The sequence below is a fragment of the Alkalilimnicola ehrlichii MLHE-1 genome, from assembly GCF_000014785.1.
Classification (GTDB): Bacteria; Pseudomonadota; Gammaproteobacteria; order Nitrococcales; family Halorhodospiraceae; genus Alkalilimnicola; species Alkalilimnicola ehrlichii.
In genome coordinates, this window is sequence record NC_008340.1 from 1,142,170 (window position 1) to 1,161,758 (window position 19,589).

Annotated in this window: 17 protein-coding genes and 1 tRNA gene; 12 read left to right on the plus strand and 6 right to left on the minus strand. The window is 65.7% G+C overall.

All coding sequences use genetic code 11. From position 1 onward, the window contains the following. Positions 1–38 precede the first annotated feature (38 nt). On the minus strand, positions 39–1,694 hold the full coding sequence (locus MLG_RS05150) for an MFS transporter (RefSeq protein WP_011628752.1): 1,656 nt from the start codon (positions 1,692–1,694) through the stop codon (positions 39–41). A gap of 209 nt (positions 1,695–1,903) precedes the next feature. Between MLG_RS05150 and MLG_RS05155 the strand changes: the two genes are divergently transcribed. Then, positions 1,904–3,838: a type IV pili methyl-accepting chemotaxis transducer N-terminal domain-containing protein gene (locus tag MLG_RS05155; RefSeq protein ID WP_011628753.1), complete on the plus strand. Its 1,935-nt coding sequence runs from the start codon at positions 1,904–1,906 to the stop codon at positions 3,836–3,838. After that, complete coding sequence (narL, locus tag MLG_RS05160; protein ID WP_011628754.1) at positions 3,822–4,481, plus strand: two-component system response regulator NarL; 660 nt, start codon at positions 3,822–3,824, stop codon at positions 4,479–4,481. The genes MLG_RS05155 and narL overlap by 17 nt, the downstream gene beginning before the upstream one ends. A 44-nt stretch (positions 4,482–4,525) precedes the next feature. Here the strand turns inward: narL and MLG_RS05165 are convergent, their stop codons facing one another. Together MLG_RS05165 and MLG_RS05170 are read right to left on the minus strand one after the other, a co-directional pair. Continuing rightward, positions 4,526–6,034: an MFS transporter gene (locus MLG_RS05165; RefSeq protein ID WP_011628755.1), complete on the minus strand. Its 1,509-nt coding sequence runs from the start codon at positions 6,032–6,034 to the stop codon at positions 4,526–4,528. 42 nt (positions 6,035–6,076) lie between these two features. Then, positions 6,077–6,535, minus strand: coding sequence for a universal stress protein (locus MLG_RS05170; RefSeq protein ID WP_011628756.1), 459 nt, complete (start codon positions 6,533–6,535; stop codon positions 6,077–6,079). 554 nt (positions 6,536–7,089) lie between these two features. Here MLG_RS05170 and MLG_RS05175 point away from each other — a divergent pair. The 6 genes from MLG_RS05175 (at position 7,090) to guaB (ending at position 13,181) form a co-directional block, all read left to right on the plus strand. Next, positions 7,090–7,758, plus strand: coding sequence for a substrate-binding periplasmic protein (locus MLG_RS05175; protein ID WP_041718316.1), 669 nt, complete (start codon positions 7,090–7,092; stop codon positions 7,756–7,758). Positions 7,759–7,865: 107 nt separating this feature from the next. Further along, positions 7,866–8,420 carry a SiaB family protein kinase gene (locus tag MLG_RS05180; protein ID WP_011628758.1) on the plus strand — a complete coding sequence of 185 codons (555 nt, stop codon included), beginning with the start codon at positions 7,866–7,868 and terminating at the stop codon, positions 8,418–8,420. A 1-nt stretch (position 8,421) separates the two neighbouring features. Beyond that, positions 8,422–8,829 carry a DUF1987 domain-containing protein gene (locus MLG_RS05185; protein WP_011628759.1) on the plus strand — a complete coding sequence of 136 codons (408 nt, stop codon included), beginning with the start codon at positions 8,422–8,424 and terminating at the stop codon, positions 8,827–8,829. A gap of 19 nt (positions 8,830–8,848) precedes the next feature. Further along, positions 8,849–9,724 (plus strand): GGDEF domain-containing protein, encoded by an 876-nt coding sequence (locus MLG_RS05190; protein ID WP_156774636.1) that lies wholly within the window; start codon positions 8,849–8,851, stop codon positions 9,722–9,724. After that, entirely contained in the window at positions 9,724–11,394 is a 1,671-nt protein-coding gene (locus tag MLG_RS05195; RefSeq protein ID WP_011628761.1) for a SpoIIE family protein phosphatase, read from the plus strand. The genes MLG_RS05190 and MLG_RS05195 overlap by 1 nt, the downstream gene beginning before the upstream one ends. A gap of 320 nt (positions 11,395–11,714) precedes the next feature. Further along, positions 11,715–13,181, plus strand: a complete 1,467-nt coding sequence (guaB, locus tag MLG_RS05200; protein WP_011628762.1) for an IMP dehydrogenase — start codon at positions 11,715–11,717, stop codon at positions 13,179–13,181. 86 nt (positions 13,182–13,267) lie between these two features. Here guaB and MLG_RS05205 read toward each other — a convergent pair whose 3' ends face one another. Beyond that, positions 13,268–14,023 (minus strand): VIT1/CCC1 transporter family protein, encoded by a 756-nt coding sequence (locus MLG_RS05205; protein ID WP_011628763.1) that lies wholly within the window; start codon positions 14,021–14,023, stop codon positions 13,268–13,270. Between the two features lie 196 nt (positions 14,024–14,219). Between MLG_RS05205 and guaA the strand changes: the two genes are divergently transcribed. After that, a complete protein-coding gene (gene guaA / locus MLG_RS05210) occupies positions 14,220–15,797 on the plus strand; it encodes a glutamine-hydrolyzing GMP synthase (protein WP_011628764.1) in 1,578 nt (525 codons plus the stop codon). 58 nt (positions 15,798–15,855) lie between these two features. Continuing rightward, positions 15,856–16,296 carry a tRNA adenosine(34) deaminase TadA gene (tadA, locus tag MLG_RS05215; RefSeq protein ID WP_049753651.1) on the plus strand — a complete coding sequence of 147 codons (441 nt, stop codon included), beginning with the start codon at positions 15,856–15,858 and terminating at the stop codon, positions 16,294–16,296. Here tadA and mltF read toward each other — a convergent pair. Next, positions 16,293–17,777, minus strand: a complete 1,485-nt coding sequence (mltF, locus tag MLG_RS05220) for a membrane-bound lytic murein transglycosylase MltF (RefSeq protein ID WP_011628766.1) — start codon at positions 17,775–17,777, stop codon at positions 16,293–16,295. The genes tadA and mltF overlap by 4 nt on opposite strands. Before the next feature lie 136 nt (positions 17,778–17,913). Here mltF and MLG_RS05225 point away from each other — a divergent pair. Together MLG_RS05225 and MLG_RS05230 are read left to right on the plus strand one after the other, a co-directional pair. After that, positions 17,914–18,003 (plus strand) — tRNA-Ser (locus MLG_RS05225). A gap of 66 nt (positions 18,004–18,069) precedes the next feature. Then, the gene (locus tag MLG_RS05230; protein ID WP_011628767.1) at positions 18,070–18,384 is read left to right on the plus strand and encodes an antibiotic biosynthesis monooxygenase family protein; all 315 of its coding nucleotides are present in this window, start codon (positions 18,070–18,072) and stop codon (positions 18,382–18,384) included. Here the strand turns inward: MLG_RS05230 and MLG_RS05235 are convergent. After that, a complete protein-coding gene (locus tag MLG_RS05235; RefSeq protein WP_041717920.1) occupies positions 18,359–19,381 on the minus strand; it encodes a histone deacetylase family protein in 1,023 nt (340 codons plus the stop codon). The two genes, MLG_RS05230 and MLG_RS05235, sit on opposite strands and share 26 nt — an antisense overlap. Positions 19,382–19,589 lie beyond the last annotated feature (208 nt).

The window sequence follows — 19,589 nt, forward strand, 5'->3', positions numbered from 1 at the left end:
GGCCCGGGTGGCCTGGCATCGCTAATAGGCCTGTGTGGTCAGGGGTTCTTGATGTAGGCGTTCTTCCGCAGATAGAACCACCAGTTCAGGATCAGGCAGAGGGCGTAGAAGATGGCGAACCCGTACATGGACAGCTCCGGCGTGCCCGCCTCGATCTGCTCGCCCATCACGCGCGGGGCGATAAAGGCGCCGTAGGCGGCAACCGCCGAGGTCCAGCCCAACACCGGCCCCTTCTGGTGCTGGTCGAAGATCACGCCCACGGTGCGGAAGGTGGAACCGTTGCCGATGCCGCTGGCGGCGAAGAGCACAATGAACAGCAGCAGGAAGGGCCAAAACCAGGTGTTCGGGTCCGGCGAGTTGTAGGCCATCATCATCACCCAGCCGACCGCCGCGGAGGCGATGACCATGACCACCGAGATGGCCTGGGTGACGATGGAGCCGCCCACCTTGTCGGACAGCCAACCGCCCACCGGTCGGATCAGCGCGCCCACGAACGGGCCCATCCAGGCAAAGGTGAGGGCGCTGGGGGCGTTGGGGTTTTCCACCCGCTGGGTGGTGCCGTCGGGCAGGGTCTCCATCAGGCTGCCAAAGATGACCTCAATGGAGAGCGGCAGTGCCGCCGAGAACCCGATGAACGATCCGAAGGTCAGAATGTAGAGGACCGTCATCGACCAGGTGTGCTTGTTGCGGAAGATGGCGAATTGCTTCTTGATGTTGGGCTTGATCTCCTCGCCCGGCATCAGTCGCATCAGCCCCAGGGTGATGAGAATGATCAGCGGCAGGGTGATCCACATGTTCAGCAGCCCCAGGCCCACCGGTGGCGGCAGGAAGAGGTAGAGGCCGACAGCGGCGGCGATGAAGCCGATACCGTAGAGCGCCAGGATCTTGCCGAAGGCGGCGAACGGGGTCCCCGGGTTGGGGGTGATCGTCCGCAGGTTGTTCATGCCGAACCAAGTGGCGAAGGCCAGAGGGACCAGCAGCAGCAGCCAGACAAAGGCGGCGTTCTGGATAAAGGTCTCGGTACCGGCCTCGATGCGACCGATCAATGTGCCGCTGGCCCGCTCCAATACCATCGGATCACCGGCGAGGGCGCCGAAGATGCCCACCGTCATCGCCAGCGGGATGACGATCTGCATGGTGGTGACGCCGAAGTTGCCCAGCCCCGCATTCAGGCCCAGGGCCAGCCCCTGCTGGCGCTTGGGAAAGAAGGTGGAGATGTTGCTCATCGAGCAGGCGAAGTTGCCACCGCCGATGCCCGAGAGCAGCGCCAGCGCCTGGAAGACCCACAGCGGCGTCTCCTGGGACTGCAGCGCCAGCCCGGTGCCCAGGGCGGGTATGATGAGCAGGGAGGTGGTGAGGAAGATGGTGTTCCGCCCGCCGGCGATGCGGATCATGAAGGAGGCCGGGATGCGGAGGGTGGCGCCGGAGAGCCCGGCGATGGCGGCGAGGGTGAACAACTCGGTGTCCTCAAAGGGAAACCCGAGGTTGCGCATCTGCACCGTGATCATGCCCCACATCAGCCAGATGACGAAGCCGCACAGCAGGGCGGGGATGGAGATCCACAGGTTCCGATTGGCGACCCGTTTGCCGAAACTCTCCCACTGTTTCTCGTCTTCCGGATCCCAATGTTCGATGTCTTTGTTGGCTGCCACGATAGTGCTCCTGTCGTTGCCTCTACCCGGATGGGTGACCATGCTTGTGAAGCAAAGCTAATCGCGCCTGGGGGGGCGGTAAATGGGGTGGGACCGGGTTCGAAAGCCGCGAAAATCGGGCTATACCTCTCTAGAGGTAGAGAGGGGTAAAAGCGCAAGTGGTTGATTGGAAAGGCAACGGAATGCGGTAACTTATCTCTCGGCCCGCTGTCGGAAGGGGCAGTACTATTTAGTGGTAGCACGAGGTTTCCATGGCTATCAGCCGTCTCTACAATCGCCTGCTCCACCCCACCCTGGCCGGGTCGCTCTTCGCGTTGCTGGTGGGAGTGGCCACCATCGGCTTCCTGGGCATGCTGCATGGGGCGTTCGTCGCCAAAACGGCGCAGCATGATGCGGCGGCGATCAACGTGGCCGGGTCCCTGCGCATGCAGTCCTACCGCATTGCCACTACCCTGCTGGACGACCAGGGCCCGCAGGCGGGTGCCAAGACGTTGGATGCGGAGGTTGCTGCCTTCGAGCGGCGGCTGCACAGCCCGGAGCTGCTGCGACCCATACCGGCAAACCCGGACGACCCGGTTCGAGAGGCCTGGGAGGAGGTCCACCGGCAGTGGACCACTGAGTTAAAGCCGCTGCTCGTCGATGGGAGCAGCGCCGGTTCGCCGGTCCGCTATCTGGACCAAGTGGACCGATTCGTGGGCACGGTGGACAACCTGGTCACGGCGGCTCAGTCGGCCGCTGAGGCGCGCATTCACAACTCCCAGTCGGTGCGGGTGCTGGCCATGGCGTTGCTCAGTGGCCTGGTGCTGTACGGGCTCTACCGGCTTCACATGCGCCTGGTGCTCCCCGTGCAGCAGTTGAACTACGTGGCCGGTCGCCTGATGAAGGGGGATTTCGAGGCCCGCGCCCGCTACCTGCCGAACGATGAGCTGGGCATGTACGCCCGGACCTTCAACAGGATGGCGGACACCCTCACCGATATGCAGCGCAGTCTCGCCCACCGGGTGAGCGAGAAGACCGCAGAGCTTCGGCGGCGCAACAGTGCCTTGGAGCTGGTCTACAATGCCAGTCGTGATCTCAGTGCCGGCGCACTGGAGTCCAGTAACCTCAAGGCGATGCTCGACACCCTGGAGCGGGTGACGGGGCTGGGGCCGCTGAGCATCTGCCTGGCCCAGCCCGGTGCGGACAAGTCCTTCGAGACCCTCTCCACCTCCGCTGAGAGTCGCCCGGCCCGCTGCAGCGCTCCGGACTGCAAGGGTTGTATGAATGTCGTACCCCGTCACGGGGGCGGCGTGGTTTGCCCGGGTATGCTGGCTCTGCCCCTGGAGGACCGGAATGTCCGCTACGGTCTGCTGCAGGTGGAGTACACCCCCGGCGACCAGCCCAGGGGGTGGCAGCTGCACCTGGCGGAGACGGTGGCCAGCCATATCGCCGCCGCCTGTGCCCGCGAGCGCGAATTGGATGCCGAGCACCGCATTGTGTTGATGGAGGAGCGGGCGGTGATTGCCAGGGAACTGCACGACTCGCTGGCCCAGGCACTGTCCTACATGAAGATCCAGGTGGCACGGCTGCAGGGGTTGATGCGCAAGGAGCACGAACCCGCCCAGCTCGAGGCCATCCTCTCTGAGTTGCGTGATGGGCTCAATTCCGCCTATGAGCAGTTGCGCGAGCTCCTGACCACGTTCCGCCTGGGGATGGACTCCCCCGGGCTGGAGTCTGCGCTGCGCAAGGCCGTCAAGGAGTTCTCCGAGCGGGGTGATATCCCCATCCGTCTGGACTACCGTCTGAGCCACTGGCCCTTGAACGCGAACGAGGAGATCCATCTCCTGCAAATCGCGCGTGAGGCGCTGGCGAACGTGGTTCGGCACAGTCAGGCCACCCGGGCGGACGTGGTGGTGGCCCCGGGGTCGAACCACGACGTGGTGCTGGAAGTCCTCGACAACGGCGTCGGGCTGGCGGCTGTTTCCGAGGAACCGGGGCACCACTATGGCACCGCCATCATGCAGGAACGGGCGGAGGGCCTTGGAGGGATGCTGCGACTCGGTAACCGGGCCGGGGGGGGGATGCGGGTGATGCTGACCTTCCGGCCGGAGTCCATGGCGCGCGCTGTCGCGTTCAGCGCCAGCCAGAACAACAATCAAGGGGTTCAGGATGAGGACATTCGGGGAGCCTATGCAGACTACCGCTGATGCCAAACGTATCTTCCTGGTTGACGACCACCCCCTGTTACGGCGTGGCCTGGGGCAGCTCTTGGAGGCCGAGCCCGACCTGGAGCTGGCCGGCGAGGCGGGCAGCGGCGAGCAGGCCATGGCCCTGTTGCCTGGATCCGGGGCGGACCTGGTGCTGCTGGACCTCAACATGCGGGGGATGGGCGGTGTGCGGACCCTGGAGGCCATCCGGGCGTCCGGCATGAAGCTGCGGGTGGTGGTATTGACCGTCTCCAATGCCGCCGAGGATGTGCATGCGGCGCTGCAGGCCGGTGCCGATGGGTACCTGCTCAAGGACATGGAGCCCGAGGCGCTTGTCGCTGAGCTGCGTCGTGCCGCCGGCGGTGAGCTGGTGATCTCCCCGGAGCTGGCCTCGGTACTGGCCCAGGTGCTGACCCGACCCAATCACTCAGCGGCGGACGAACTGCTGGCGGAACTCACCAGTCGAGAGAGCGAGATCCTGCGCCATATCGCGAAGGGGCAGTCGAACAAGATGATTGCCCGAGATCTGGGCCTGATGGAGGGGACTGTCAAGGTGCATGTCAAGAGCATATTGAAGAAGCTGCGCATGCACTCCCGGGTGGAGGCGGCTGTCTGGGCCGTCCAGCACGGTTTTGGCAAGTAGCGCCGCCGGGGGCGCCTTAAGTCCCCCGGCGGGCCAGTCGGCGGTTATCGCGCCCAGGCCTTCTGGCGCTCCCGTTTCAGGTCCTCTTCCTCGATCATGCGGTCCACCGATGAGACGTGGTAGTCCTCGGCAAAGGCGCCTTCCGGCTCCTTCAGCAGGAGCAGGCAGATCAGCCAGCTCAGGAACGCGCCGGTGGCGATGATGAAGAAGAACTGGGTCGGGGTGACGAAGGTGAAGATGGTCAGGTAGACCACCGCACCCACATTGCCGTACGCCCCCGCCATGCCCGAGATCTGGCCGGTGATCCGGCGCTTGATCGACGGGATGATCCCGAAGGTCGCCCCCTCTGAGCCCTGTACGAAGAAGGAGGTGAAGATCGTGATGGCGATGGCAACGATCAGTGGCCAGTTGGAGTCCAACAGGCCCATGAGCACGAAGCCGATACCAATCCCGAACATGTAGCACAGCATCACGAAGCGCCGGTTGCCCATGCGATCGGAGACCAGGCCGCCCATGGGGCGTGCGACGAGGTTGACGAACGCAAAGGAGGCGGCGATGGCGCCCGCGGCGGCGGCACCCAGCCCCCAGGTCTGCTCGAAGAACATCGGCAGCATGGAGACCACCGCCAGTTCCGCCCCGAAGTTGGCGAAGTAGGTACTGTTCAGCGCGATGACGCTGTTGAAGTGGTACTTGTCGTCCTTGGGCACGCCTTTTTTCAGGATCGGGACATTGACCCGGAAGATCTGGACGACCTGGTAGAGCACGATGCCGCCGATGACCAGGTACAGGATGGTGGCACCGGTAGTGCTGAGGTAGCCCATCTGTTCGATGCGCCACACCAGGAGAGCAAGGACGCCCACCAGGGGAAGGGTGCAGATGATCAGCTTGATCATGTCGCCCCAACTGCTGACCTCCATGGCCATGGCGTTACGGGTGCGCTTGTGTGAGGTGGCGTGCGGGCCGTCGGTGATGGCGAACCAGTAGAAGACCCCGTAACCGGCCATGACCAGGGCACTCACCGCCATGGCCCAGCGCCAGCCGTCCTCACCGCCGAACAGGGTGAGGGCGATGGTGGGCAGGGTCATCGCGGCCGCGGCCGAACCGAAGTTACCCCAGCCGGCGTAGAAGCCCTCGGCGAAGCCGATATCCCGGGGCCGGAACCAGAGCGCGGTCATATGAATGCCCACCACGAAGCTGGCGCCTACCGAACTCAACACCAGCCGCGAGATCAGTAGCTGCGTCATGTTGTTGCCGAAGGCGAACGCCAGCGCCGGCAGGGCCATCAGGATCATCAGGATCGAGAACACCCGGCGCGGGCCGAAGCGGTCCAAGGCCATGCCGACGATGATGCGGGCGGGGATGGTGAGGGCGACGTTACAGATGGCGAATAATCGGATGTCATCCTGGGTCAACCAGTCCACGCTGCGTAGCATGCTGGTGGCCAGCGGGGCCATGTTGAACCAGACGTAGAAGGTGATGAAGAACGCAATCCAGGTGAGGTGGAGGGCCTTTATCTCGGGACTGCGAAATTTGAAGACGTCAACGACTTTCATAGGGGTCTCCCGGGGTCGTGAGGGGGGGCTGCCGGGGCGGGGTCAGGGGGCTGGATAGATCAACAACGGACACTCCACCCGCCGGGAGAGAAAGGCGCTGACGCTGCCAAAGGTCATGTAGTCGAGTTCGTCAACAAAGTAGGTGAGTGACTGGGCGATGATGCCGCCATCGGGCTTGGTGCTGTGGCGGGCGATGACCAACAGATCGGGGGTGCGTTTGCGGGTGGCCTCGAGGAGCATCTTCCGGGGGTCTCCCTCGGCGATGATGATCTCGCTCTCGAGCTTTTGTTCGGTGGCAAACTCCGAGGCCTCCTCCAGGGCGGCCTTGATCTCCTGGTACTCCTCTTGAAAGAGGTCTTCGTTCAGCTCGGTGGAATCCCTCGTCTCCTCGGCCACGCCGACCAAAAGCAGCTTCGGTCGCAGCCGGTGAAACATGTCGATGGTCTGCGCCAATGCCAGTTTGGCGTTTCGTGAGCCGTCGTAAGCGACCATTATTCTCATGGCTCGACTCCTGTAGTGGATTTGTCGTGTGCGCTCGTGGCCGGGGTTCGCACTCTGCCGTCGGGTGGGACCCGTGCAGGCGTCTCAGGCAGGGTGGTGCGCGATGGTCCGCGGCTACTATTCGATTCGTCGAAATTTGGATGGTTAAAAGCTAGTTCGTGGCGGATGGGCAGGTAAACAGATGCTGGTCGACGCAATACCTAGAGTAATAATCAGAAATACCACTATCGGGTTAGTTTGCTATCTCCTTGTATGTCGCTGAAACAAAAAGAGATATACGGCCGTTTTTGGGGTGGGGCACGGCGGCGCGGTGGCAGGAGACTTTTTGGAGGTAACCCCACCTTTTTCGCGGACGCGGGGCCCGGAGTGACCCGTTATGGCGAGAGGTCGGTGGACACCGGAAGGGCTGTCTGTGAACCCTGTCTATAAACCACCCTGGCAGGAAGTGCTATGTTCGGTGCACGAGATGACTCGGAGCGGACAATCGGGGGCGAATGGTGTCGGACAGGCGCAGTCGAAGGGTGAGTATTGGGGTGCTCCTGCTCTGGGCCCCGATGGCCCTGCTGGCAGAGGAACTGGTGCTTACCACCGAAGACTACCCCCCCTACAATTTCCAGGATGAGGACGGGGGGTTATCCGGTATCTCCACCGATGTGTTGCGGGAGGCGTTGGAGCGGGCCGAGATTGAGGCCTCTTTCCGCCTTCTGCCCTGGGCCCGGGCCTATGCGGCGGCACAACAGCGGCCCGGCGCCTGTGTCTATTCCACCGGCCGTACGCCTGAGCGCGAGCCGCTGTTCGAATGGGTTGGCCCGCTCTCCGACAACGACTGGGCGGCCTTCAGCCATCCCGATGCCGACGTGGAGGCCGAGTCCGTCGGCGATCTGCACATGCTGCGGGTGGGAGGGTTCCGTGGCGATGCCACCTCCGCCTACCTGGAGTCACGAGGGGTGGATATCGATTATGTCAGTCACGATGCCCTGAACGCCCGCCGCCTGCAGGCCGGCCGGATTGATGTCTGGGTCACCGGCAGCCGGGTGGCCCCCTGGCTCGCACGCCGGGAAGGCACCGGCCCGGTGGAACAGCGGTTCGTCTTCCGGGAGGTGGACCTTTACCTGGCCTGCCATCCCGACACCGATCCCGATACCCTGGCGCGTCTGCGGTCGGCACTGCAGGCCATGGAGGCCGACGGGGCGACCGAGGAGATCCGCGACCATTACCGTTGACCGACCTTTTCTGTGAGGATGAATCCGGTATAGTTAACAACTAGTACCAATAGGGAGTGTCGTCCCCCTCGGACGGCGCGCACACGGGCGCCTGATCGGGAGAGCGCATGCTGGCGAGCGATTACCTGCGTTTCCGGGATGATCTCGTAGGTAGGGGTATCATTTTCTCCTTTACCGGCTATGTTACCGAGAGCATTCTCACGGCGCTGGGTGAGGCCCTGCGCCACAAGATGCGTCTGGACGACGCGGATCCCCGGGTGACCCGGAAGGTCTTCTCTGTCTTCGTCGAGCAGGTCCAGAACATCATCCGCTACTCGGCGGACCGGGAGGGCGACGCTCAACAAGGTGGCGCGCCGGCATTGAGTTCCGGAATGGTGACCGTCGGCCGTGACGGCGGGCGCTTTTTCGTGGTCTGTGGCAACACGGTGACGCCGGAGGATGCGCGGCGTCTGCGCGAGCGGCTGGAGAACCTGGCCCGCATGGACCGCGATCAACTGCGCAAATACTACAAGACGAAGCTCCGCGAACCGCCCGAGGAGGACAGCAAAGGGGCCAGTATCGGCCTCATTGAGATTGCCCGGCGGGCGAGTGAGCCTATCGAGTTCGACTTCCTCGATCTGGACGCCGAGCACGTCTTTTTCTGTCTCAAGGCTTACATCTGAGATGACGATTGATCCTATCGACCTGGAAGCCACGGACCGCACCCCGCGGGTGCTGTTCGACCCGCAGGCCGGGCGGTTTGAGATGTCCGGCGAGTCCTACCCGGAGGACGCCGCGGCGTTTTTCGGGCCGATCATGGAGGCGCTGAAGGCGTTTCTGGCCGACCCGGAGGGGGCGGCCCTGCAGGTCCGTCTGGAGATGGCTTATTTCAACAGCAGCAGTGCCAAGGCGCTGATGAACATGTTTCAGCTGCTGGAGGACGCGGCCGGAGAGGGCCGAGAGGTGACGGTGGACTGGTACTACCAGGCCGGCGACGACACCATGGAGGAGTTCGGGGAGGACTTCTCAGAGGATTTCGAGCATGCGGAATTCCACCTCAACGAGCGGGACGACGCATCCGCCTCCAGCTGACAACCTTATGGGCCAACGCATGAATCGCTCACGCGAGAAGAGGCCAGAGGACTGGTCGTCACCCTCCGTCGCGAAGGAGTCTCCTGGTCCGCGCTTCTCGCTCTTTGACCAGGAGGAGGCCCTGCTTGCCCACGCCGAGGAGATGGTGGGGAAGTTGGATCAGGTGGCGGATGGTGTGCGTGCGCTGGCGGACGCCTACCGGCAGAGCTACCGCTCGCAGACGCGGTTGTTGCGGATGAGCGACCGTATGCAGCTGGACCTGCAGCAGGCCAACCAGAAGCTGGAGGCCCAGGCGGAATCGCTGCGCACGCTCAACGAGGCCCTCGAGAAGGAGGTGCAGGCGCGCGAGACCCTGGCCGAGGAATTGCACCGCCTGGCCATGATGGATGACCTGACCGGGGTCTATTCCCGCCGCCAGGTGTTGGAGGTGGGGGAGCGGGAGCTGGCCCGTCGCCGTCGCCAGGGGCTCACGCCGCTCACTCTGCTGATGATGGACCTGGACCACTTCAAGCGCATCAACGACAAGTACGGCCACGCTGCCGGGGACACGGTGCTGGTCGCCTTCTCCGAAGTGTTGCGGCGCAATCTGCGCGAGTCCGACGCCGTCGGGCGCCTGGGGGGCGAGGAGTTTCTTGCCGTCCTGCCCGATGTCGACCTGCAGGGCGGCCTGGCGTTGGCGGAACGGATCCGGTCCGAGATCGCCGAGTTGCGTATTCCCTGGCAGGAGGAGGCGATCCGGCTGACGGTCAGCATCGGGGTGGCGGGGATCCTGGCGGTGCATGAGTCCCTGGATGACACCATCATGCGGGCTGATGACGCCCTCTATCAGGCCAAGGTGGCCGGGCGTAACCGGGTGACGGTGGCCGGCAGCGGGGCTCAAGGGCCGGAGGGTTGATGCAGGAAGCGGCAGCGCCGGGCCGGCGGGTTTCGCGGGGTCTGACCTTTAAGCAGGCGGTCACCACCCTGGTGGTGGTCTTCCTGTTGGGTGTGCTGGCGGCCGCCGTGGAGATCTACGCCGACTGGCGCTCCATGCGCGACGAGGTCCGTACCCATATGCAGCAGACCCTCGCCATGGTCGAGGGCTCGGCGGTGGACGCCGCCTTCAACCTCAACCCGGACGGTGCCAATCAGATCGCCCGGGGGTTGGCCGAGTACGAATTCATCCAGCGCGTGGAGTTGCACGATAACTTTGGCGACCGGCTGGCGCTGTACGATCGCCCCCGGGCGCTGAATGAGAATGGGATGGCGGGCCGGCTGTTCGACGACCTTTCCCACTGGGAGGTCGAGCTGATCCGGCAGGACATCATTGGCCGTGCTGAGCCCGTCGGTGAATTGCGGGTGCGACTGGACCCGGAGGTGATCGCCGCCGGTTTCGTGCACCGCACGGCAGTGAACGCAGGGGTCAACTTGATCAAGGCGCTGGCCATTTCGTTGCTGGTCGTCGCGATCTTCCACTTCCTCATCACCCGTCCGCTGTTGCGGCTGAACACCGCCATCGCCGGTGTAGACCCCGCCCACCCGGGCGATTGGTCGAGGCCGGGTATGCCCGGCCACCAGGGCGACGAGCTGGGCCAGATCGTGGGCTCGCTGGACCGTCTGCTGGGGGCCTTTCAGAAGGGGTTGAACCAGCGGGATCAGGCCGAGGGTGAGTTGAAGGCGCTGACCGAGGAGTTGGAGCAACGGGTACAGGACCGCACCCGTAAGCTGCAGGATGCCATGGACGAGCTTGCCGCGGAGAAGGAAGAGACCGAGGCCGCCTATGGGCGCCTCAACGAGGCGCACCGGGAGTTGGAGCGGGCCAACCGCCTGGTGGTGGAGAGCATCCGCTACGCCCGCCGGATTCAGACGGCGATGCTCCCCGACAAGTCGGCACTGGGCGATGCCGTCCAGGAGATCCATGTCTGCTGGGAGCCGCTCCACCTGGTGGGCGGGGACTACTTCTGGCTGGAGCGTTTCGGGCGGCAGAGCCTGATTGTGGTGGTGGATTGCACCGGGCACGGTGTGCCAGGCGCCTTCATTACCCTGGTGGTGGCCTCGGCGCTGGACCGTATCCTCCACGAGCGCGATCTGCGCAGCCCGGCGGAGATCCTCACCGCCCTGGACGAGATGGTCCGGGCCCGCCTGCGTCAGGATGGGGAGGAGCCGGAGTCCGACGACGGTCTGGATGCCAGCATCTGCCTCTGGGACGAGGCCGATCGCAGCGTGACGTTCTCCGGTGCCGGCCTGCCCTTGATTTACGTCGAGGATGGCGAGGCGCATGAAATCAAGGGCAACCGGGCCGGCCTCGGCTACCATAGCCTGGTCCCGCGTAAACCGTTCGTGGATCACCGGGTACCGGTGAAACCGGGGATGTCCTTCTACCAACTCACCGATGGCATCCCCGACCACATGGGTGGGGAGCCCCGGCGACTGCTCGGCCGCCGGCGGGTGCGCCGGCTGATCGCCCGTAACGCCCATCTGCCCATGGCCGAGCAGATCCAACGCCTGGAGGCGGAGCTGGAACGCTACCGTGGCCCCGAACCCCGCCGTGATGACATGACCCTGGTGGGCTTCCGCCCCCTCTGATTGCCCGCCGCCTGGACTGCCACGCCCCCTTCGGGGGCTCGCAGTGGCGATGGAGGGGGCACACCCCCGTCATCGCGAGGGCCGAAGGCTTTGCCACCGTCATCGCGAGGGCCGAAGGCCCGTGGCGATCCAGAGCGGTAGACTGCCACGTCGGCTTCGCCTCCTCGCAGTGACGGTGGGGGTGGCCTTTCCCGCGGTGGCGGTGATAAGCCGTGGCGCCAAGGCGCGCCGTTTACGGATACTATCAGGCGCCTTATAATGGCCGGCTAACCTTTGCACGGCTATACCCGGGCCGCCCAGCCAGAAAGGTGTTACCACGTATGCGCATCGCTCAAGAAGCCCTGACCTTTGACGACGTTCTCCTGCTCCCCGCGCACTCCGCCGTCCTGCCGCGGGATGTTGACCTCAGCACCCAGCTGACCCGTGGTATCCGTCTGCGCGCGCCTATCGTCTCCGCCGCGATGGATACCGTCACCGAGGCCCGGTTGGCCATCGCGTTGGCCGAGCAGGGTGGTATCGGCATTGTCCACAAGAACATGACCGTGGCGCAGCAGGCCAACGAGGTGCGCCGGGTCAAGAAGTTCGAGAGCGGGGTGATCAAGGAGCCCATTACCGTATCCCCTCGCACCACCATCCGCGAGGTGTTGGAGCTGACGCGGGCCAATGGTATCTCCGGCGTGCCCGTGGTGGACGGTGAGGACCTGGTGGGTATCGTCACCAGCCGCGATCTGCGCTTCGAGACCCGCCTGGACGAACCGGTCTCGGTGGCGATGACCCCGCGCGAGCGACTGGTCACGGTGACCGAGGGCGCCGATCGCGAGGAGATCCTCAGCAAGCTGCACGGAAACCGCATCGAGAAGGTGTTGGTGGTGGACGATGCCTTCCACCTGCGGGGCATGGTCACGGTCAAGGATATCCAGAAGGCCAAGGATTACCCGAACGCCAGTAAGGACGAGCACGGCCGCCTGCGGGTGGGCGCCGCAGTGGGTACTGGCGGCGATACCGAGGAACGGCTGGCCGCGCTGGTGGAGGCCGGGGTGGACGTGGTGGTGGTGGATACCGCGCACGGCCACTCCCAGGGCGTGCTCAACCGGGTGCGGTGGATCAAACAGCACTATCCCGACCTCCAGGTGATTGGGGGGAACATCGCCACTGCCCAGGCGGCGCTCGATCTCAAGGAGGCGGGTGTGGACGCGGTCAAGGTCGGTATCGGCCCGGGCTCCATCTGTACCACCCGGGTGGTGGCCGGGGTGGGCGTCCCGCAGATCACCGCGATCTCCAACGTGGCCGAGGCCCTGGCGGGTACCGACATCCCCCTGATTGCCGACGGCGGCGTGCGCTTTTCCGGCGATATGGCCAAGGCCCTGGCGGCCGGTGCCTATTGCGTGATGGTGGGGAGCCTGCTGGCCGGCACCGAAGAGGCACCGGGTGAGGTGGAGCTCTATCAGGGACGCTCCTACAAATCCTACCGCGGGATGGGGTCGCTGGGCGCCATGTCCCAGAGCCAGGGCTCGGCCGACCGCTATTTCCAGGACCCCACCGCCAACGTGGACAAGCTGGTGCCCGAGGGCATCGAGGGCCGGGTGCCCTATAAGGGTTCCATGGTCACCATCGTCCACCAGTTGCTGGGGGGGATCCGCGCCAGCATGGGTTATGTGGGCTGCGCCAGCATTGAGGAGATGCGGACCCGGCCGGAGTTCGTGCGCATCACCAACGCCGGTATGCGCGAGAGCCATGTGCACGACGTGAGTATCACCAAAGAGGCGCCCAACTACCGCGTGGGCTGACGCCTGCCCAGCCCGGCCACGGCGGCAAAGCGTGCCCGTTGCCGGTGCGCTGCCCCCAGTGACGGTGGGCGTCGCGGGCTCGCTGCTCAGAGGGCTTGGAGCAGCAACGGTTCCAGCAACCTCCCCACCAGGAAGGCGGCCAGCGCGGCACTGCCGCCCAACAGCAGGGTCTCCAGCCCCGCGCGCCAGCGGGACATATCCAGGATGACCCCCTTGGCGTAACCGATGCCGAAGAGCGCCAGAGCCGTCACAACGGCGCTGATCAAAAAGTATTCGTCGCCGGCTAGGAAGGGCACCAGGAAGGGGGCCAGGGGCACGAAGCCGATGCCGACGAAGGCGGCGAAGGTGGTCAGGCCGGAGACCAGGGCCGAGGGGCCGTGCAAGGCCAGGCCGTGCTCTTCCATCAGCATGGTCTCCACCCACAGCCGCTGGTCCCGGGTGATGGTCTCGACGATGTGCTCCAGGGCGTCGCCGTCAAAGCCCTTGGCCTCGAAGATGGCGCGGATCTCCTCCCGCTCCCCCTCCGGGTCCACCGCCACGTGGTGGTGCTCCTGTTCGCGCAGCCGGTGTCGCGCCTCGTCGGTGCTCTTCACGGCCTGATAGTTGCTCACTGCCATGCTCAGGGCGTCGGCAATCAGGCTGGCCAAGCCGAGCACAAAGGCGACCATGCCGGGCAGGCCGGCGCCGGCCACGCTGGCCACCAGCGCCAGGGTGGTGATGCAGCCGTCGATGCCGCCGAGGATGGCGTCGGGCAGGTAGCTGCGGTGCTTGTCGCCGGCCAGCCGCTCGCGGATGTCTGCCGGGTCGTGGCTGTGTTCCAGGTCGTGCCGTTTCGGGTTCATTCCTCTCTCCCCCGCACACCACGGCTGAGCCGGGCCTCCCCTGTTCCAGGCTGGCCGGTCCCGGTGTGTCCGGCGCCTGGGTGCGCGCCGGTCGTTGCATGCGGTATGCTGTGGCGCCTCAATGGCCGGCATTCCGGCGGTTTTTTTTAGCATGGGGCGTGTCCCTGTGCCAGCCTTCGTTCCAGCGGATCTATCAATGACTCAGGATATTCACGCCCATCGCATCCTCATTCTCGATTTCGGCTCCCAGTACACTCAATTGATCGCCCGCCGTGTGCGCGAGGCGGGGGTATACTGCGAGATCTACGCCTGGGACGCCCCGGAGACGGCGATCCGCGATTTCGGTGCGGCCGGTTTTATCCTCTCCGGCGGGCCGGAGTCCATGACGGTGGACAACGGCCCGCGGGTCCCCGAGGCCGTCTTCCAGGCCGGCGTGCCGGTACTCGGCATCTGCTACGGCATGCAGGCCATGGCGGGCCAGTTGGGCGGCCGGGTGGAAGCCTCCGATCACAAGGAGTTCGGCTATGCGCGGGTGCGCGCTCGCGGCCACTCGCGCCTGCTGCGCGACATCGAGGACCACGCCAGTCCCGAGGGCTGGGGGCTGCTGGACGTCTGGATGAGCCACGGTGACCGGGTCACCGGCTTGCCCCCGGGGTTCAAGCTCATTGCCAGCACCGAGAGCTGCCCCATCGCCGGCATCGGTGACGACGAGCGCGGCTATTACGGGGTGCAGTTCCACCCGGAGGTCACCCATACGCCTCAGGGGGCCCGTATCCTCTCCCGTTTCGTCCATGAGATCTGCGGCTGTCCGGCGGACTGGACGCCGGGGAATATCGTCGATGATCTGATCGAGCGTGTCCGGCGCCAAGTGGGCGGGGACAAGGTGCTCCTGGGGCTCTCCGGGGGGGTGGATTCCTCCGTGGTGGCGGCGCTGCTGCACCGGGCCATCGGCGACCAGCTGACCTGCGTCTTCGTGGACAACGGCCTGCTGCGCAAGGACGAGGGCGATCAGGTGATGGCCACGTTCGCCCGGCACATGGGCGTGAACGTCATCCGGGTGGATGCCGAGGCGCGCTTTCTTGAGGCCCTGAAGGGCGTCGACGACCCGGAGCGCAAGCGCAAGATCATTGGCAATATGTTCATTGAGGTCTTCGACGAGCAGGCCGCCCGCCTGACCGAGGTGGACTGGCTGGCCCAGGGCACCATCTACCCGGATGTGATCGAGTCCGCCGGTTCGGCCACCGGCAAGGCCCATGTCATCAAGTCGCACCACAACGTGGGCGGGCTGCCGGAGGACATGACGCTGAAGCTGGTGGAGCCGTTGCGCGAGCTGTTCAAGGACGAGGTGCGCCGCATCGGCCTGGAGCTCGGGCTGCCCGCCGACATGGTCTACCGGCACCCCTTCCCGGGGCCGGGCCTGGGGGTGCGGATCCTCGGCGAGGTGCGCAAGGAGTACGCGGACCTGCTTCGGGAGGCGGACGCCATCTTTATCGAGGAACTGCGCGCCCACGACCTCTACGACCAGGTTAGCCAAGCCTTTGCCGTCTTCTTGCCCGTGAAGTCGGTGGGGGTCACCGGCGACGGCCGTCGCTACGAGTACGTGGTGGCGCTGCGGGCGGTGGAGACCATCGATTTCATGACCGCACGCTGGGCCCACCTGCCTTACGAGTTCCTGGATCACGTCTCCCGCCGGATCATCAACGAAATACCTGGCATCTCCCGGGTGGCGTACGATATCTCCGGCAAACCCCCGGCGACCATCGAGTGGGAGTAAGGACTTGGTCGGGACCGACTGCGGCGCGGTTGTCTGGCAACCCGAGGACATCCGCTGGATGCGGCGGGCGCTGGCCCTGGCCGATCAGGCCGAGGCGGCCGGCGAGGTGCCGGTCGGGGCCGTGCTGGTGCTGGACGACCGGGAGGTGGCCGTCGGCAGCAACCAGCCCATCACCGCCCGGGACCCCACGGCGCATGCCGAGGTGGTGGCCCTGCGCCGGGCCGGCGAGGTGCTGGGGGCTTACCGGCTGTCCGGTACCACGCTTTACGTAACCCTGGAGCCCTGCACCATGTGCATCGGGGCTATTATCCATGCGCGGGTAAAGCGGGTGGTCTTCGCGGCCAGTGACCCCAAGACCGGTGCCTGCGGTTCGGTCTTTGCGCTGGCCGATGCGCCGGAGCATAACCATCACCCGGAGGTGGTCGGCGGCTTGCTCGCCACCGAGGCCGGTGATCGTCTGCGACGGTTTTTCCGGGCCCGGCGCCGGGCCCGCCGTTAGTCGGCCGGCGGGTCCGCCGGCAACGGCGCCCCGGGCGGGGCGGGGGGTGTCGGCAGCGGGGGCTCGCCCAGCGCTTCCCCCGCGGGCACCTGGCGCCGCCCGGGCTCGGTAATGCGTTGCAGTAGCTGGTAATAGAGCCGGATGTTGCGCACGTAGTGCACCGGCTCCCAACCGCGCGCATAGCCGTGCCGGGTCTGCACATACCATTGGCGCTGGCTGAGCAGCGGCAGGTGGTCGCGGATGACTCGCCAGTCGTTCGGGTCGTAGCCGCGCTGGCGGGCGAGCCGGCGCGCGTCCTGCAGATGGCCGTAGCCCACGTTGTAGGCGGCCAGGGCCATCCAGGCCCGGTGCGGCTCTTCAATGTCCTCGGGCAGGCGCTCGAGCAGCCGGGAGAAATAGCGGGCGCCGCCAAAGATGCTTTGCTTGGGGTCGAGCCGATTGTCCACCCCCAGCATGGAGGCAGTATCCAGGGTGAGCATCATGATGCCCCGCACCCCGGTGGGTGAGACCGCCTGCGGATCCCAGTGGGACTCCTGATAGCCGATGGCCGCCAGCAGCCGCCAGTCCACCCCATACTCCTCGGCCGCCTCCTCGAACCAGTGCCGGTAGCGCGGCAGTCGATCCGCCACGTGGCGGTTGAAGGCCCGGAACCCCACGTAATCGAAACGGCCCAGGTGGCCGAAGTGCTCCTCCAGCAGCGTCGAGAGCGTGCCCTCCAGGCGCAGATCGGTGAAGTACCGGGCGGCCTCGTTATAGAGGCTGAGGTCCTCGGTGCGCGGGAAGGCCCACGCCAGTCCCTCCACGCCCGAGATCTCGAAGGCCTTGCGCAGCTCCGGGTAGTAGGCCCGGTTGATGCTCAGCTCATGGGAGTCGGCCACGGTGTAGCGCAGTTCCTCGTTCCAGACCCGGTAGAGCATGGCCTCGCTGTCTGCATGTTCATCCTCCGCCCAGGTCAGGTCGGGGTGGCTGCGGTTGCGCAGTTCCCGCAGCCGATCCGCGTGGCTGCTGTTGGCGATCACCGCCAACTCGCCCGGTCCGATCTCACTGAGGTCATCCGGTCGGGGGGTGCCCACCCGGTAGACCAGTTGCTGAGTAATGTCCTTGTAGGGCGGTGTGAACCAGTAGCGCTGGCCCCGGGATTCCGTGTAGGTGAGGCCGGCGGCGGCCAGGTCCGCCTCGCCATCGTCCAGCGCCGCGAAGATGGCCTCCAGGTCGGGGGCCACCAGCATGCGGAGCTGCACACCCAGGCGGTGGGCGAACGCCTGGGCCAGCTCGAACTCCAGGCCGGCCCGTCCCTTGTCCGTCTGGTAATAGGTGGTGGCGCTGATACGGGTGATCACGCGCAGCTCGCCGCGTTCCAGAACGCGTTCCAGAATCGTGATCGGCTCCGGGTCGCGGGCCCGCTCCCAGGCGAGCCAGGCATAGGCCATTAGTGCCAGCGTGATGGCCCCGGCCACCAGGCGCACCGCCATGATTCGCATGTGGGGGGTTCCTACTCAATCGCGGATCTTGGTGTTAGACTACGGCCCTCGATCGTTGACGTACAGCCTTTCTGTCTCAATGGTTGATATTGAACCGGCTCGCGGGCGCCTGCCCTGGCGGGTCGGTGAGCACCGCGGAGAGGTGCCGGAGCGGCCGAACGGGGCGCACTCGAAATGCGTTGACCCCTCGCGGGGTCCGGGGGTTCGAATCCCTCCCTCTCCGCCATTCCCCATCCCCGGGCGCGTACCGCGTCGATGCCGGGCACGCGCCATAGCTGCCCGGAGCCTTGGCATGTTCGTTGTCACCAATCGCGTCCCGGTCGCCGAGGGTCACGAAGCCGCCTTCGAAGAGCGTTTCCGCAACCGCGCCGGCCAAATCGAGCGCAATCCCGGGTTCCTCGGGATGCAGATCCTCCGTCCCGCCAAACCCGGCGTGCCCTATCTGGTGCAGACCACCTGGGAGAGTCGCGAGGCCTTTGAACGATGGGTGGACAGCGACGACTTCCGCCAGGCGCACGCCAACCCCCTGCCGAAATCGGCGTTCAGCGGCCCCAGCGCCATGGAGATGCACGAGGTGATCCTCAGCGCGGGTCGCCCAAGCCGGTGAAGAACTCGCGGGTGTTCTGTGCCAGCGTCGCCATGTGATAGCCCCCCTCCTGGATGATCAGCGTCGGCAGAGCGAGCTCGGCCAGGGTGCGACCCATGCGGTTGAAGCCGGGTGAGCTCACCGCCGCCTTGTTCTGCGGGTCATCCTTATAGATATCGAAGCCCAGGGTGACGATGAGCGCGTCGGGGGCGTAGAGCTCGATGGCGTGCGCCGCCTCCTCCAAGCGCTGGAAGTAGGTGGCCTCCGGTGAGCCGTGGGGCATGGGCAGGTTGATATTATAGCCCTCGCCGGCCCCGGCCCCGCGCTCCTCCTCGTGGCCGCTCACCACCGGGTAGAAGTTGGTGGGGTCGCCGTGGATGGAGATATAGAGCACATCGTCCCGGTCGTAGAAGATCTCCTGGATGCCCTGGCCATGGTGCATGTCCGGGTCGAGGATGGCGATCCGGGGGTACTGGGCCTTGAGGGCCTCGGCGGCGATGGCGGCATTGTTCAGATAGCAGAAGCCACCCGCGGCGTCGCGGCGGGCGTGGTGTCCCGGCGGGCGGCAGACCGCATAGGCGCGCTTCGCCCCCCGCAGCAGCTCGTCGCTGGCCGATAACGCGGTCTGGGCCGACCAGTAGGCGGCCTCGAAGGTGTGTTCGCCAATGGGGCAACTGCCGTCGGCCAGGTAGCGGGCGGCCTCGGCCAGGATGCCCTTCATGGGGTTGGGCGAGCGCACGAAGACATTGGACATCACCTCATCACCCCAGTCATCGGGGATGGCCTTCCAGCGCCGATGCGCCGACTCCAGGAACCGCAGGTAGCCCATGTCGTGGACCCGGGCAATGGCCTGCATCCCGTGATCAGAGGGTGTCTCCACCGAGATATCCAGCGTCCGCAGCCCCTCCAGGATATGCCCGGTGCGCTCGGGGAGTTCCAGCGGCGCCCGCATCTGACCGCGGGAGAGGTAGCTCCTGGGGATGTGCTTGTCCTGGCTCGGGTGGAAAAATGCCTTCACGTCGGATCCCCCATCAACGGCCCGTGGTGTCATCGCCGGCCGGCGCCCGACCAGCCCTACCCGCATACTAACCGCTAATTCCACCCTCTGGGGATCCCCTGCGGCTGATTTTTTCCGCGGCGGATGGGGCATCGAGCGGGGGCCGGGCAGGCACCCGGCGGGGCCACCGGGGCATGGCCAATGGGGCTGAAAGGTGGTTAAGCTGCCG

Bases quoted from the DNA above. Each gene is read 5' to 3' on its own strand.
- MLG_RS05180 (WP_011628758.1), top strand. From the start codon at position 7,866: ATGCTGGCGAGCGATTACCTGCGTTTCCGGGATGATCTCGTAGGTAGG.
- MLG_RS05175 (WP_041718316.1), top strand. From the start codon at position 7,090: ATGGCCCTGCTGGCAGAGGAACTGGTGCTTACCACCGAAGACTACCCC.
- MLG_RS05185 (WP_011628759.1), top strand. From the start codon at position 8,422: ATGACGATTGATCCTATCGACCTGGAAGCCACGGACCGCACCCCGCGG.
- MLG_RS05170 (WP_011628756.1), bottom strand. From the start codon at position 6,535: ATGAGAATAATGGTCGCTTACGACGGCTCACGAAACGCCAAACTGGCA.
- MLG_RS05190 (WP_156774636.1), top strand. From the start codon at position 8,849: ATGAATCGCTCACGCGAGAAGAGGCCAGAGGACTGGTCGTCACCCTCC.
- MLG_RS05165 (WP_011628755.1), bottom strand. From the start codon at position 6,034: ATGAAAGTCGTTGACGTCTTCAAATTTCGCAGTCCCGAGATAAAGGCC.
- guaB (WP_011628762.1), top strand. From the start codon at position 11,715: ATGCGCATCGCTCAAGAAGCCCTGACCTTTGACGACGTTCTCCTGCTC.
- narL (WP_011628754.1), top strand. From the start codon at position 3,822: ATGCAGACTACCGCTGATGCCAAACGTATCTTCCTGGTTGACGACCAC.
- MLG_RS05155 (WP_011628753.1), top strand. From the start codon at position 1,904: ATGGCTATCAGCCGTCTCTACAATCGCCTGCTCCACCCCACCCTGGCC.
- tadA (WP_049753651.1), top strand. From the start codon at position 15,856: ATGCGGCGGGCGCTGGCCCTGGCCGATCAGGCCGAGGCGGCCGGCGAG.
- mltF (WP_011628766.1), bottom strand. From the start codon at position 17,777: ATGCGAATCATGGCGGTGCGCCTGGTGGCCGGGGCCATCACGCTGGCA.
- MLG_RS05150 (WP_011628752.1), bottom strand. From the start codon at position 1,694: ATGGTCACCCATCCGGGTAGAGGCAACGACAGGAGCACTATCGTGGCA.
- guaA (WP_011628764.1), top strand. From the start codon at position 14,220: ATGACTCAGGATATTCACGCCCATCGCATCCTCATTCTCGATTTCGGC.
- MLG_RS05205 (WP_011628763.1), bottom strand. From the start codon at position 14,023: ATGAACCCGAAACGGCACGACCTGGAACACAGCCACGACCCGGCAGAC.
- MLG_RS05230 (WP_011628767.1), top strand. From the start codon at position 18,070: ATGTTCGTTGTCACCAATCGCGTCCCGGTCGCCGAGGGTCACGAAGCC.
- MLG_RS05195 (WP_011628761.1), top strand. From the start codon at position 9,724: ATGCAGGAAGCGGCAGCGCCGGGCCGGCGGGTTTCGCGGGGTCTGACC.